General features: G+C 54.6%; 14 protein-coding genes and 4 pseudogenes. 4 read left to right on the forward strand and 14 right to left on the reverse strand.

Translation table 11 applies throughout. The features are described from left to right. Positions 1–59 precede the first annotated feature (59 nt). From FIV38_RS30105 to FIV38_RS14500, 6 genes are all read right to left on the reverse strand, one after another. Positions 60–632 (reverse strand): MFS transporter, encoded by a 573-nt coding sequence (locus tag FIV38_RS30105; protein ID WP_176692322.1) that lies wholly within the window; start codon positions 630–632, stop codon positions 60–62. Between the two features lie 77 nt (positions 633–709). Further along, positions 710–1,192 carry an MFS transporter gene (locus tag FIV38_RS30970; protein ID WP_197228371.1) on the reverse strand — a complete coding sequence of 161 codons (483 nt, stop codon included), beginning with the start codon at positions 1,190–1,192 and terminating at the stop codon, positions 710–712. Between the two features lie 68 nt (positions 1,193–1,260). Continuing rightward, entirely contained in the window at positions 1,261–1,491 is a 231-nt protein-coding gene (locus FIV38_RS14485) for a heavy-metal-associated domain-containing protein (protein WP_092234807.1), read from the reverse strand. Between the two features lie 189 nt (positions 1,492–1,680). Continuing rightward, on the reverse strand, positions 1,681–2,178 hold the full coding sequence (locus tag FIV38_RS14490; RefSeq protein WP_092234804.1) for a TPM domain-containing protein: 498 nt from the start codon (positions 2,176–2,178) through the stop codon (positions 1,681–1,683). A 2-nt stretch (positions 2,179–2,180) separates the two neighbouring features. Continuing rightward, on the reverse strand, positions 2,181–3,011 hold the full coding sequence (locus FIV38_RS14495; RefSeq protein ID WP_092237352.1) for a TPM domain-containing protein: 831 nt from the start codon (positions 3,009–3,011) through the stop codon (positions 2,181–2,183). A 5-nt stretch (positions 3,012–3,016) separates the two neighbouring features. Then, the gene (locus FIV38_RS14500) at positions 3,017–3,649 is read right to left on the reverse strand and encodes a LemA family protein (protein ID WP_092234801.1); all 633 of its coding nucleotides are present in this window, start codon (positions 3,647–3,649) and stop codon (positions 3,017–3,019) included. 301 nt (positions 3,650–3,950) lie between these two features. Here FIV38_RS14500 and tnpB point away from each other — a divergent pair, with 301 nt between their 5' ends. Both tnpB and tnpC read left to right on the forward strand, forming a co-directional pair. Further along, entirely contained in the window at positions 3,951–4,289 is a 339-nt protein-coding gene (tnpB, locus tag FIV38_RS14505) for an IS66 family insertion sequence element accessory protein TnpB (protein WP_216858834.1), read from the forward strand. 36 nt (positions 4,290–4,325) lie between these two features. Continuing rightward, positions 4,326–5,870, forward strand: coding sequence for an IS66 family transposase (gene tnpC, locus FIV38_RS14510; protein WP_092234798.1), 1,545 nt, complete (start codon positions 4,326–4,328; stop codon positions 5,868–5,870). A 345-nt stretch (positions 5,871–6,215) separates the two neighbouring features. On the opposite strand, the gene FIV38_RS14515 is transcribed toward tnpC, so the two are convergent. The 6 genes and pseudogenes from FIV38_RS14515 to FIV38_RS31105 all read right to left on the reverse strand — a co-directional run. Beyond that, a complete protein-coding gene (locus tag FIV38_RS14515) occupies positions 6,216–8,645 on the reverse strand; it encodes a heavy metal translocating P-type ATPase (protein WP_092234796.1) in 2,430 nt (809 codons plus the stop codon). A 22-nt stretch (positions 8,646–8,667) separates the two neighbouring features. Continuing rightward, the gene (gene ppk2 / locus FIV38_RS14520) at positions 8,668–9,429 is read right to left on the reverse strand and encodes a polyphosphate kinase 2 (protein ID WP_235861009.1); all 762 of its coding nucleotides are present in this window, start codon (positions 9,427–9,429) and stop codon (positions 8,668–8,670) included. A gap of 450 nt (positions 9,430–9,879) precedes the next feature. Next, the gene (locus FIV38_RS14525) at positions 9,880–10,527 is read right to left on the reverse strand and encodes a methyltransferase family protein (RefSeq protein WP_092234790.1); all 648 of its coding nucleotides are present in this window, start codon (positions 10,525–10,527) and stop codon (positions 9,880–9,882) included. 2 nt (positions 10,528–10,529) lie between these two features. After that, positions 10,530–10,799, reverse strand: coding sequence for a DUF2933 domain-containing protein (locus tag FIV38_RS14530; protein WP_092234787.1), 270 nt, complete (start codon positions 10,797–10,799; stop codon positions 10,530–10,532). 75 nt (positions 10,800–10,874) lie between these two features. Further along, positions 10,875–11,264, reverse strand: a complete 390-nt coding sequence (locus tag FIV38_RS14535; protein ID WP_216858833.1) for a DUF305 domain-containing protein — start codon at positions 11,262–11,264, stop codon at positions 10,875–10,877. Positions 11,265–11,420: 156 nt separating this feature from the next. After that, positions 11,421–11,480: pseudogene (locus FIV38_RS31105) on the reverse strand (hypothetical protein); the annotation flags it as partial. Positions 11,481–11,932: 452 nt separating this feature from the next. Here FIV38_RS31105 and FIV38_RS14545 point away from each other — a divergent pair. Beyond that, entirely contained in the window at positions 11,933–12,268 is a 336-nt protein-coding gene (locus FIV38_RS14545; RefSeq protein WP_092234785.1) for a DUF2790 domain-containing protein, read from the forward strand. 156 nt (positions 12,269–12,424) lie between these two features. On the opposite strand, the pseudogene FIV38_RS30975 reads toward FIV38_RS14545, so the two are convergent. Beyond that, positions 12,425–12,551 (reverse strand): annotated as a pseudogene (locus tag FIV38_RS30975) (OprD family outer membrane porin); the annotation flags it as partial. A 53-nt stretch (positions 12,552–12,604) separates the two neighbouring features. Between FIV38_RS30975 and FIV38_RS14555 the strand changes: the two are divergent. Then, a pseudogene (locus FIV38_RS14555) lies at positions 12,605–12,867 on the forward strand (OprD family outer membrane porin); the annotation flags it as partial. Between the two features lie 439 nt (positions 12,868–13,306). Here the strand turns inward: FIV38_RS14555 and FIV38_RS14560 are convergent. Continuing rightward, a pseudogene (locus FIV38_RS14560) lies at positions 13,307–14,011 on the reverse strand (IS110 family RNA-guided transposase); the annotation flags it as partial. Between the last annotated feature and the right edge of the window lie 164 nt (positions 14,012–14,175).

The following is a 14,175-nucleotide window of genomic DNA, read 5'->3' on the forward strand; positions in this document are numbered from 1 at the left end:
GCAATGTGATAGCAGTTCGATGACAGCGCCGTTTGATCGAAAAGGCTGCGTTAGAGCGGTTAGTGCCACGAGGAAATGAAGATTTCTTGTTGGTCCGCGATACTCACTTGAATGTCAGGCCCCGCGCGTTCAGCGTAGTACCAGCCCTGCGCGCTTCCAGGCTTGGCCGAGATCCAGTAAGTGAGGATCGGCGACAGGATGCCGGCGCTGGCAGCGACCGCACCGATCACGACCAGCATCAACATAAAATCAGATGCCCAAGGTACAAGGAACAACCCAGCAGCCAGCACGGAGAATGCGGGTGCGATGAGCCATCGGGTCGTGTCCGGCTTAAACCAAGGTGAGAATACGATTGCTTGCATCCCAAACATGACCAGGCTGCACTCGGTGAACATCAGCGCAATCTGATATGGACTCAAACCTAGTTCCTGTTTCCCACGCAGGGCGAGCCCGACCTCGAAGGTCCCGACGCCCACCGAAACGATGAAAGTGAGGATGAGTAGTTTTGGCACGAGCCATGCTTTTTGATCGGCCAAGGCATTAGATATCTTCTTTGTCCGACCAAGGCCTTCAATACTTGGTACTGAAAACGCAACTCCACCGGCCACTAAAAAGGCGAACAGTCCCGTCACCGCGAGCGGAACCGCGACGGATCCTGCCGGCAAAGCGCGTTACGAACACGCTCAGCATCGGTCCAAGCAGGAAGCCGCTAATCCCTGTCATGCTGACGAACGCAAGCCGACGGGCCCGTCCCTGCTCGGTCGTCGCGACGTTGCCGAATACAGCCGCTGCAACAGGCGTCACCGCTGCAGCAAACATGCCGCTTATGAAGCGCTCGGCGTAAACAGCGATGAGACTCAACAAAAGAGAAAACCAGCATGGTTACGCCAAAGCCGAGAAGTCCTACAAGTAGTACACCTCGCGGGCCGCGCTGATCGGAAAGTCGGCCCCACATGGGTGCAAATAAAAAAAGTGAGAGAGTGTAGACAGCAGTCAGTAACCCAGTGTGCTGGGAAACTAGCGCAGCATCACTTTCAGCTCCCAAGAGTCGCTCAATTAGGTAGGGTAAAAGCGGAAGCACGATGCCAAAACCAACCGACACAGTGAACACGCCGAGCATAAGCGCGGCCGTAGTCGCTACGGGCAAACCTGCTGAGCGCGCGCTGGTGACCTTCATGTAGCCGCAGGCCATCGAGTCATGCCTGCGGTCCAACTTCTGAGCATCATAGGGACGAGTTAACCGCAGCAACCACCCTTGGATTAATGATTGGGCGTGGCCTTGGCCGCACTCACTCCATAGCCCGCGCCTTTCACGGCCGATTTCAGTTGATCGGGCGAGGTGAGTTGCTCGTCATAACGCACGGCAGCCTCGCCGGTCGAGAGCGACACTACTACGTCATCGACTCCGGGAATTGCTTTCAGCGCGTTCGCCACATTGCTGGCGCAGCCGCCACACGTCATACCGGTTACATTCAACGTTTCACTTTGCATGGTGATACTCCTTTTCATGATAGGGAATACAAACATCGTTGTAATACATTCTTAGTCTCCCGTCTGTGGCTCACATTTGTATGCAGATCAGTTTGCTCAGGATTACTTGACTCGAGGATTGCTTTGGATCTAACCACGTCGTCTGAGCGTGCTTGAGTTTTTGGTCGGCTATCAACGATAGAGGGCTCCTCAGAGAACCATTGGTTTATCCGGTAATTCATTCTGGTCACCGCCGGCAGCGGGAAAGTGTTTCGTCAAATGCTGTGTAACCGCCTGAACACCGCTGACTACGCCGCCTTCGTAATTGGATTGTTTGAAGGCGGCTTCCATCTGTAGGCAAATGCTTTGCCATTCTTGAGAGCCTGCTTTCGCGTGTATCCCGCGATCGGCAACAATCTCCACGTCCCGGTCAGCGAGCAAAAGATATATCAGCACACCGTTATTGTGAGCGGTGTCCCATACACGCAACTGAGAAAAAACATCTACCGCGCGCTCTCGCGCGGACTGGCCCTTGAAAAGCGGTGTGCTATCCAGGGCGCCCTCAACAACGAAACGGATTTCTCCGGTGTGTGCAGCCTCACTGGCTTTGATCGCTTGTTCGATCGCGATCAACGTTTCGCGGGGAAAAGCCCGATTGACCTGCCAGTGGGTCATAACAAGATGGTTCAGAATGCGTTTGATATTCATGTTTACCATCTCCCCGATGCGCCGCCACCGCCAAAGCCGCCTCCGCCGAAGCCACCACCGCCTCGACCGAATCCTCCACGATGCCTCCCCATGCCGTATCCGCCCATACCGCCACCGACCAACGTGAACAAGAGCGCTATCACTCCCGCACCCAACGCGATGAACAGTGCGCCGGCCACCAACCAAGCGATAACGGCCACAACCCCTCCAGTGACTAGCGCGCCTGGAAATCTGCCCAAAACGGGGCGCAGAACACTGCCGATCACGAGCGCAAGAATAAAAACGAGCGGACCATACTGCCGAATATCTGTAACACCGCCGATAGTTTGTGCGTTGGGGGCAGGCACCGGTTCGCCATCAATTATCCGGATCATCTGGTCGAGCCCGGCAGCAATGCCCCCGTAAAAGTCTCCTTGCTTGAAGCGCGGTGTGATGATCTCGCTGATTATGCGCTTGCTGGTGGCGTCATTGAGTGCGCCCTCAAGCCCGTAGCCTACTTCGATGCGAAGCGCACGGTCGATCTTGGCGACGACCAGGATTGCGCCGTCATCCACTTTTTTTCGGCCTAACTTCCATTGCTCCGCAACGCGCAAAGCGTATTGTTCGATTGTTTCCGGCTGGGTGCTGGGGACAATGAGAAGTGCAAGCTGGCTGCCTTTTTTGGCTTCAAACGCCCGTAAAGTTTGCTCTAGACCAGCCATCTGCTCTGTTGTGAGCGTAGCGGTCTGGTCGGTGACCCGTCCGGCCAGAGGAGGTACTGCGACTTGAGCGCCCGCGAGGAAAGACCAGCAAAGTACAAAGGCAAACAATGCCGCTGCGCTTGTCGTGCGCATCGTCGTCACTTGACCGCTCCCTGAGACCCGCTTGGGGGAACAGCAAGCGTCGACCCAAAATCTACTGCGGGCGGCTTAGCGATTTCTTTTTCGTTTTCTACCGTGAAATTAGGCTTCTCTTTGTATCCGAATGCCATCGCCGTTAGATTGGAGGGGAACGAACGTACCGTGACGTTGAATTCCTGCACTGACTTGATGTAGCGGTTGCGCGCCACGGCAATTCGGTTTTCGGTACCTTCCAGTTGCGCCTGCAAATCGCGAAAACCGGCGTCGGCTTTTAGTTGTGGATAGTTTTCACTCACTGCCAACAATCGGGACAACGCTCCGGACAGCTCGCCTTGTACAGCCTGAAACTGGGCAAAGGCGGCCGGATCGCTGAGAACCTCCGGCGATATCTGTATGGAACTCGCCTGAGAGCGGGCTTGCGTCACTTGCGTCAATACTTCTTTTTCATGTGAGGCATAACCTTTGACGGTATTGACCAGATTAGGTACCAGATCCGCCCGCCGTTGGTACTGGTTTACTACCTCAGACCAGCTCGCTTTGATTTGCTCGTCGTTGCTCTGGAATGCATTGTAGCCGCAGCCATTTAGGTTTAGAGCAACCAGCGCTGCCAGGATGACCCATAATTTGCGCATTTTATTTTTCCAATAAGCAGGTTTTTAAACCGGGCAACATTGTGACTGTTGCGTCTTTCGGCAATATTCTTGCCATGTTTTGGTTGAGATGACTAAGTGTTACTTATAAATATTCGTCGCTACGGTAATGCTACACATCGCATTGCTGCCGATTGAGATCCAGTTGGATCCATCATCGTTTGCATTTATTTGTACGCTATTGTGTGTTCGATGATTTGTAAGGGATCCATGAACCCCACATTCCAAGCGAATAGCTGACGGCTGATGCTGTGCTCCCGATTTCCATGAGGAGCCCATCACCATGATGCGTCCCAACGCCAGCGTTGAAAAAGTGTACCTCTATCCAAAGCCGGTAGACTTTCGAAAGTCCATCGATGGCCTGGCTGCGCTGGTCGAACTGGATATCAAGGTCGCGGTGTTTGACCCCGTGCTCTTTGTTTTCCTGAATCGCCACCGTAACCGCGTCAAAGTGTTGTACTGGGAGCGCAACGGCTTCTGCCTTTGGCTCAAGCGCCTGGAGTCCGAGCGTTTTAAAACTTCACCCGATGAGGTGGACGAGGCTATCGTGCTGACCGTTCAGGAACTGAACTGGTACTGGATGGATTTGATCTCTGACGCAACCGTCCTCACAAGGTTTTAACACCAAGATTCGTCGCTTGACGGGTATAATCCGGGCATGAATTTGATGCCCGAAGACCTCCCTGATGACCCTATTCTGCTCAAGCAAATGTTGCTTGAGGCACTCAGCCGTCAGCAGGTAACGGCTGAGGCATACCAGACTCATATCGTCGATCTAAAAGAACAGATCAAGTTGCTGCGCGACCGTTTATTCGGGCGTAAATCCGAGCAGACCGTTGAACCCAACACGCCTCAACTCGCGTTATTCAACGAGCCCGAAAGCGAGCCGATGCCTTCAATCGGCGACGCTGACGAAGAAGTGGTTGCTCCGACTCCACGTCGTGGCAAACGCAAGCCACTGTCGGCTGATCTGCCACGCATCGAAGTCATCCACGAACTGCCAGAACATGAACTGACCTGTGCCTGCGGTTGCCGCAAGCATGTGATCAGTGAAGAAACCAGCGAACAGCTGGACATCGTGCCGATGCAGATCCGAGTGATCAAACACCTCCGCAAAGTCTACGGCTGCCGTGGTTGTGAAACGGCTCCGGTCACTGCTGATAAACCTGCTCAGTTGATCGAAAAGAGCATGGCCAGTCCGAGCGTACTGGCGATGCTGTTGACCACCAAGTATGTCGATGGCTTACCGCTGCATCGTTTCGAAACGGTGCTGAGCCGACACGGTATCGATATCCCGCGTCAGACTCTCGCTCGCTGGGTTATCCAGTGCGGGGAGCACTTACAACCGTTGCTGAATTTATTGCGCGACCGATTGCTGGAAAGCCCGGTCATCCACTGTGATGAAACCCGCGTCCAGGTACTTAAGGAACCGGATCGAGACCCTACCAGCCAATCCTGGATGTGGGTGCAGGCCAGCGGGCCGCCAGACCGAAAAGTCGTGCTGTTCGACTACACGTCCAGCCGTGCGCAGGACGTGCCGTTGCGCCTGCTGGAAAGTTATCGCGGCTACGTGATGACTGATGATTACGCGGGTTATAACGCATTGGCGTTGCAACCGGGTGTGGAGCGGCTGGCGTGCATGGCCCGTGCGCGGCGCAAGTTCGTCGAGGCGCAAAAAGTGCAGCCCAAAGGCAAGACAGGTCGCGCCGATATTGCACTGACGATGATCAACAAGTTGTACGGCATCGAGCGTGAACTCAAGGATGCCCGTGATGAGCAGCGTTTTATTGGCCGTCAGGAAAAGAGTCTGCCGATCCTGGCCCAGTTTAAAGGCTGGCTGGAAAAAACGCAGCCTCAGGTCACCCCTCAAAGTGTGCTGGGCAAGGCAGTGAACTACCTGGCCAGCAACTGGAGCCGGCTGGAACGCTACGTGGAAGCCGGTTTTTTACCGATCGACAACAACCCGGCAGAGCGCGCAATAAAGCCGTTTGTCATTGGGCGCAAGGCTTGGCTGTTCAGCGACACGCCCAAAGGCGCCACCGCCAGTGCCCAGATCTACAGCTTGGTCGAGACCGCCAAGGTCAACGGCCAGGAGCCCTATACGTGGCTGCGCCACGTACTGGAGCGGCTGCCGCATGCGGAGTCGGTGGCCGATTACGAAGCGCTACTGCCATGGAACTGCTCGCCAGAGATGCCACGGTAAACGAGGCGGTTGTCTTACGGTAGGTGTGGTTCATGGATCGGATACGATGATTTCACACCCATGCCATTTGAGTTAGACATGCCATCCTGCATCGCGTTCATGTATTCGGCCATCAACGTATCACGCTCTTCAGACATATTTTGCCACTGAAGTCTGGACGGTGTTGGTCATACTGGTTGAGTCAGCTGCAAGCTGACAGGGCTACAGTCAGAGTACGTCACCTGCCTGGCAATCCACTGACCTAGTGTTGCAATACACTTGCGGCAGCAAGGCTTGCGTATAGACTGCGGTAGTTCGTTTAACCTCCTTACCGCATGATCGGGCCCGTGGGACAGATCGACTGGTTTATAACGAGACGCCGAGGGAAGGCTGCGCGCCGGCCGTAGGTATAATTTGTGGTCGTACACGCTTGATACCGGCGAGCTTGGTCCGTTTCAGTAGCAGAGCGTTGATTGCCACGACGGCCGAACTACCCGACATCGATAATGCTGCGATTTCTGGCGATAAAGTAAACGGGTAGAAGACGCCGGCTGCCAGCGGGAAGGCGATCAGATTGTAACCAACCGCCCACCACAGGTTCTGATGCATCTTGTGTAGGGTGGCACGTGACAGTTCTATAGCACCGACGACATCGTACGGGTCGCTTTTCATCAAAATGACCTGCGCGCTTTCCATAGCCACGTCGGTGCCGGCACCGATCGCGAAACCTACATCGGCCTGGGTCAGGGCCGGCGCATCATTGATGCCGTCGCCTACCATGCCAACTTTGTGCCCCTGCTCTTGAAGCTCCTTAAGCTTGGATGCTTTCTGGCCTGGAAGCACGTCGGCCAGCACTATATCAATACCAAGTTCCTTGCCGATGCGATCGGCCGTGGCTTGATTATCGCCGGTAATCATCGCCACCTTTACACCGCGCTCCTGCAACTTGGCGATCGTCGCCATGGAGGTCGGCCGTACGGCATCGGCAATGGCAATTAGACCGATCAGCTTTCCGCCGCGAGCGACATACACTACGGTTCGGCCCCCACCCTGGAGTCGGAAGGCTTCTGTGACCAGCGCCTGCAATGGAATGTCTTCGGACTCCATTAGCTTGAGGTTTCCGAGCAGTACCTTCTCACCGTCGATCATCGCGCGAGCACCCTGACCATCGATGTTGGTAAATCCCGTCGCGACCTCGGCCTGCGAGGTCCCCAATCTTTTGAGCACCGCCAACGCCAAGGGATGCTCCGAGAACTTCTCCACCCCCGCAGCGGTAGCCAGCAACTGAGCTTCGGTGACGTCCTGTGCGGTGACCATCTCTACCACGTCAGGCTGCCCTAGTGTGAGTGTGCCCGTCTTGTCGAAAACGATGACGGTTAGCTTGGTAGCGTTCTCAAGTGCGGCGGCGTTTTTGAACAAGATGCCGTTCATAGCGCCGAGCCCTGTACCGACCATTATGGCCATCGGGGTGGCGAGGCCCAGAGCGTCGGGGCAGGCAATAACGAACACCGTGATCGTTAGCGTCAACGCAAACAGCAGTGGCTGGTCCAGGACCCAGAACCACACGCCGAAAGTGAGCAAACCAATGGCAATGGCTGCCAGAACCAGCCACTGCGAGGCTTGATCAGCGAGTAGCTGCCCGGGCGCCTTGGAGTTTTGGGCTTCCTGGACGAGTTTGACAATCTGGGCCAACGCCGTGTCGGCGCCAACCTTGGTGGCCTTGTAGCGGAAGCTACCGCTCTTATTGATCGTGGCGCCAATGACGGCATCACCAACAACCTTCTTCACGGGCATCGATTCGCCGGTCAGCATCGACTCATCGACCTCAGAGTTACCTTCGATGATTTCGCCGTCAACCGGAAGCTTGTCGCCTGGCTTGATGATAACTGTCTCGCCTGTGAGCACCTCCGAGGTGGCCACCTCGGTCTCGAGGCCAGCGCGTAGCACCGTGGTCATCGGCGGGGCCAGATCCATAAGCGCCCGGATCGCATCTGAGGCACCCGCGCGTGCACGCATCTCAAGCCAGTGGCCCAGTAGAATGAAGACCAGCAGCACGGCTGCCGCTTCGTAGAACACCTCACCTTCGTAGAGGAAGGTGGCCCCCACACTGAACACATACCCAGTGCCGACCGAGAGTAAAATCAAGGTCGCCATGTTGACCACCCGGTTGCGCGCAGCACGCCAGGCTGCGATGAAGAAAGGCCAACCCGGATAGGCGATCGCGCCAGTGGCTACGATGAACAGAAAAACCTTCCGATTGAGGTCGAATGGAGTTGCGAAATCGCCGAACATCTTGCCCATCGGCGAGTATAGGAAGACAGGAATTGCGAACAACAGGGCAATGAAGAAGCGATTACGCATATCGTTGGCCATGTCCTGCATCGACATGCCGGGCGCATGACCCATATCGTGCGTCATGTCGCTCATCGGTTGCGCGGACTTGACGCTGTGGCCCGCATGGGGATCACTCCCCGGTTCCATTTCCTTCGGCGCATGTCCCTTGCTACCGCCATGTGCCATGTGGCCTTTATGCGCGTCTGCGGTCATCTTGTGATCTGTAGGCTCGCAGACGTGAGCGGGAACGAGTTCACCACGGCAGTGGTAGCCGCAGTCAATGATGCGTTGCCGGATCTCTTGAAGCGACGTTTTCGCTTCGTCAAAGTGCACGGTGGCACTGCCGGCCACATAGTTCACGTCGACATGATGGACACCCGATAGCATCGCAATCTGTCGGTGGACGCCGGCTGCGCTCAGGGTAGAGATTAACTCCCCCACTTCGAAGGTGCTTGTTTTCATGTTTGCTCCTGAGGGGCAGACATCAGCGCGCCAATTTCCCAGCGTCGACGCAATTAGGTGTGAATTCGAATACGATGTCCCGATCCGGCTCGACGAACTTGTTCTTCTTGCCCGCGTAATGTAATCGCGAGAGGACGTCGCGTAAAAGATTTAGACGCGCTAGCCGCTTATTGTCAGCCCGTACGATGTGCCACGGTGAGATAGCGGTATGCGTTCGCATCAGCATTTCGTCGCGCGCGGCGGAATACGCCTTCCAACGTTTAATGGCGACAGCATCGATCGGACTCGTCTTCCATTGCTTGAGCGGATTACGTTGCCGCTCATCTAGTCGGCGCCGCTGTTCGTCCTTGCTGATATCGAGGTAATACTTCAGCAGCTTGATACCTGAGTTGACAAGCACTTCCTCGAACTTCGGCACCGATTGCATGAACTCCTCATGCTCGTCCTTAGAGCAAAAGCCCATCACATGCTCGACGCCGGCACGGTTGTACCAACTTCGATTGAACAGAACTAGCTCCCCAGCCACGGGGAGGTGGACGACGAAACGCTGGAAGTACCATCCACTGCGCTCGCGGTCAGAGGGTTTGTCGAGTGCCACGACGCGCGTTTCGCGTGGGCTTAGGTGCTCGACGACGCGCTTGATGCTGCCGTCCTTACCGGCGGCGTCTCGCCCCTCCAGCAGCACGAGAATCCTATCGCCGCAGCCGATAAAGTGCTTCTGTAGCTTGACCAGCTCAATCTGCAAAACACGCAGCTGAGCTGCATAGTCATTATGTAAGATCAATGCCTCGGTTTGCCCCCTGCTGACGATAAGCTCAGCAGGCGTAACACCTGTGCCGCCTGCAACCGACAGAGCGACTGCATCACTTCCCCTGACATTTTTTTCTTTTTACTCATAGAAGTACTCCATCGTCCAGCTCGGTCGTTCGGACCTTCAGGAAAAACTGATTTTGGCGGCCACCGGTTCGATCTGGATCGGTGTCACGGACGCAGAATTTTTAGGCGCTTACGCGCTGTCTGCACACGCACCCGATACGGGTACCTCCCTCGACATTAGGCTCCTTCTGCTGAGGTAAGGCCCGAGCAATCAACAAATCAACAGATGGATGGGATTGATGCGGTTGCTTGCGTTGTTGAACCTGCTAACGCGATTCAGGTGTTGGTCCATAGCCGCCGGAATAAACGGAGTTAAAGGAGTTAAAGGAGTGCCAGCGAGCTTTCAGGCAATATTGCTTCAGGTGGCCGATAGCCGCTTGCGCAGCGACGGAAGAAAGCGTGGTGTCCTCGTCGCATAATCTTCGAACTCCGCGCCGAACTGCTTACGCATCTGCGCCTCTTCTGTGATAGCCAGCCGCGCATACATCACTAGCAAAATAGGGAACATCAGCAAGGTCAGCAACGTCGGCCACTGGAACAGAAAGCCCAGAAGAATAAGCACGAATGCAACGTACTGCGGATGGCGGATATGCGCATACGGGCCCGACACGGCGAGACCGTTGCGCTGCTGCGCGTGGTACAGGACATTCCACGCGCTGGACAGTAAATAGAAGCCGAAGCCGAGGAAGACATAGCTGGCGATGTGCAGCACACCGAAGTGCGGATCGCCCTTCTCACCGAGTAACGTCGACCACAGATGTCCGGTGTTGTGGGACAGTAGGTCGAGGCTCGGAAACTTCGTCTGAAGCCAGCCCGACATCAGGTAGATAGTCAGCGGGAAGCCGTACATCTCGACGAACAGAGCGACTATGAAGGCTGCGAACGCCCCGAAAGTGCGCCAGTCGCGTGCGGTCTGAGGCTTGAAGAAACTGAACGCGAACATGATGAAGATGGCCGAATTGAGGATGACAAGCGTCCACAGTCCGTAGTCCGGGGTGTCGTGCATGACTAATCTCCAGTCTTTGGCGGCTGCGATGGTCCAGGGGGGGCTTTGGTCGATGGGTCTCCATGATGGTGACCATGGCCGCCGTGCATGAAGACGTGCATCAGCGGGCACGCTAGCAGCAGTAGAAACGGCAGCGCGCCGAAGAAGTGGGCACGGTGCTCGCTGAACAGGAAAAACGCAGCAATGGCGCCAAAAACGATCAGACCTATCAAGTAGCGTGAGCTCCAGAAGCCTGGCGGTTCGGAGTTGTGCTGGAAGTGGTCGTGCTTCACTAGATTCTCCTTCAAAACGGCGCGGGTATTTCTTTCAAAAATGCAGCGCAATGAAAGACTTTGGCATCACCATAGTCATGGTTTTTTATTCGCTTTGATCCACTGATCGAGGACGGCGATTTCCTTATTCTGTGCAGCAATAATGTCCTTGGCCATACGAAGCATCTCCGGATTTTTTCCGTTCTTGAGTTCGGTTTGCGACATCTCGACTGCCATCTGATGGTGCATGCGCATGTTGGCCGCGAAGTCATAATCTACATCGCCGGTCATGGACATGCCGCCCAGTTGTTTCGTGATCTTCGATTGATCCATCTGCTCGGAAGGCATCGGCATCGTTTCGCTTTTCGCGGGTTCTGCGGCATTGGCCAACGTCGGCGCTGCTGCCATTACCGCGACAACCATCGCTACCGCCCTCATCAGCAAAGTGAACCGGCTAGAGCTGTTGTGCTTGATATGCTGTGACATTGTGAATCTCCTGTTAGGGCCGGAGGGTTGGCACATGCCTGCCATTGCCCCCCGAGCACGGAAATTGCTATTTCTGTACTGTATGGGGCTGACTAACCTGGATGCCAGCCTTTTTCGGCAGTTCTCTGCGCATTCGCGGCAGGCCCTGACGCAACCTCTCATACCACTACCGAACTGTTCGCAGCTCTTGGCGCAATCCTCACAGACCCCGCACACGTAGTGGTGGAAACGGAACCGCTCAACAAGAAATCGGCTGACGTCTGATAGATTTCGGCGCAGTTGATCATTAGGCGAAAATATTTGGCCTCAAGGTGTTTGCCCACGGCCTCAACGCTCCCAAGCGTAATGCGAGCAAAATACTGTTTCACAACGTTCAAGTAACCGCATACACAAAGGCTCACATTTCACCCTAGACCACGCTAGACGGACAGCCGACTGAAATCAAGATTACATTCCTGTCAGCTTATAGTTGGTTAGTCGCTGCGCATGGGTGTTTAGCACCATCCGAGCCTGCTGACGAAGCCTAAACCACGATAGGTGCACTGCCAAGAATGGCATTAACAGAGAACATATCATACCTGACACATAAGTAATGTTAGCGGCAGCTTTCTGACAGGTATCACTGGCTACTATCTAATTACAAGTTTAGTCATAGCACGGAGAAAATCATGAAAATACTGAATACAGGCATCGCTATAGCGATGTTGGCAGTTTCTTCCTTTGCCATGGCTGAAGGCGGAGGGGATCGCGTTTACGGTCGGATGATGCAAGAAAACCAGCAGGCAATGGAACAATATGCCATCAGAAACGGTAAAGCCGTGCCTGAAATTGTCCACTATAAGTATGGGTTGATCCTCGATATCGCAAAAGTGGTTAGCGTGACTCCAACAGCCGCTAAGTATTGTGGGTTGGTCCCTTCGCGTATGACCTACGAAGACTCGAGTGGCAAGCTCAACACTATCGAATACCAAGTGTTGGGAAGCAACTGCCCTCATGGCGACTAATCGCTTACGCAGGAAAACCTAAAACTAAACTTATTGAATATTTCAACAATGCCTTACTTTCCGCTGACAAAAAAGTAATTTTCAGGTCACGCTACAGTTATGTTTCATGTGAAATTATCACCGACGGAACGTAAGGTAGTTATCTGCATTCCTTCGACTGGACTGACCGTTGCGAAAGTCGCGATTGAAGTAGAGATTGCGGTTGAGAATGTTTAAGTTGCTCCCCTCAATGAACCCCTCTGGTTTTTTGCTCAACGGCCACTGCAACCTGCCCCATACTCATGCCAAGGGCAATGAGGGAAAGACCATAAAAGCTTTTGTTATTCATGTAACACTCCAGGCCTGAGCTTCGTGACTCGTTACGCAAAGGGCTGGGATGCTGACTACTCGAATGCGAACAGTGTCTATATGCGATGGCGCCCCACTGCAGGACCCAGAAGCGTTGGGAGCGTGACATCGAAGCTAAATACATCATTCAAACCGGTTCTCTGAAAGACATGTCCTTCCGTGTGCGCCAAGCGACGACTCGGGCTACTGCCTTCGAATCTGATTTGGATGAAGTTCGTCTGATTGCGGAGTACCCGCTGCAAATTCTATAAATCGAGCATTAGCAATGCTCGCTCACCAGGTACACCCCGTCTCCTTGTTATTCCTTTGGTGGGAGGCGGCTTAGGCGCCCTTGTGGCGCCTTTTTTATTTACTGATCATGGCCTTACACGAGTGGTCGCGGTAGGAATGGCAGTTACCTGCCACCCCCGCACATACATGGACGCCCCCGGGTTGCCAAGCTTTCAATCTGTGACGGCCTGATGGTAGAGATTGCACTCATACATTCGGACTTTCGGTGCGGCGTTGCCGCTGTCCCTGATGGAATCCGCTGGCCGAGTTCTCAATAGATCCGTGTGCTCATGGCACGCTGTGTGGGTCAGATTTTCTTGGCCACGGTCTTACCAGTTTTGCCATCAATTCATGATCACCTGAGCAACCATTAGAGCTGGTCTGCTACAAGGTTAAGTTGACGTCTTCAAGCCGCTTCGATTACGCGACGACGGTCGTGTAATCGGAGCGGAACTCGCGGTCACCGGCCAACAAGGCCCATGTAATTCGGGCGTTTTTATTAGCCAGTGCAACGGCTGCCACATTGGCGTTACGCCGCTTAAGTAGCCGGCTAAGCCAGCTGTCAGAAATCTCTTTTCGCTGTGCTGCGTAGATCATCGACCGTGCCCCCTGGCTCAGTAGCGTCCGTAAATAGGAGTCGTCCCGCTTACTCATCCCCAACAGCACCGTCTTACCGCCAGTGTTTAGTTCTGCTTCGGCACCAGCCCAAGCCAAGCACTCACCTGTCGGCCATTCTTGAAACTCTTGGCATCGCCAAGAGAGGCTACCATCGCACTGGCCGTGATTGGCCCGATGCCTGGCATCTTGGCCAGCTTGCAGCTGTTTTCATTCGCGCGATGCCAGGCGACAATTTTTCTCTACCTCATGAACCTGATGATCGAACCCCTTCAACTGTTCCAGTAGACGCTGCACAAGCAGACGAAACGAGCCTGGCAACTCGTTGCGCTCATTCTCAATAAACTCCGACACGCGCTTGGCCACATGTGCGATGCCCTGCGGGATTACAAGACCAAATTCGGCTAGTAGCCGGCGGATCTGATTAGCGCGCGCTGTCCGTGCCTTCACGAATCCTTGACGAACCCGATGCAGCGACAGCACGGCCTGTTGCTCAATGTCCTTGATCGGTGTTGGCGCTGATTTAAAACTGACCCACCCTGCCGATTGAAAATTGACCCAGGACGGATTGCTGATTTTTGCCCCAGCAATTGTGGATAAGCTTAGCAGCAGTGTTCCGATTCAAGACCATCAAGCCCCACCGCAAGCGGCAGGGCATTTATGGTGCGGATCAA

Source organism: Pseudomonas proteolytica (assembly GCF_007858275.1).
Taxonomy (GTDB): Bacteria; Pseudomonadota; Gammaproteobacteria; order Pseudomonadales; family Pseudomonadaceae; genus Aquipseudomonas; species Aquipseudomonas proteolytica.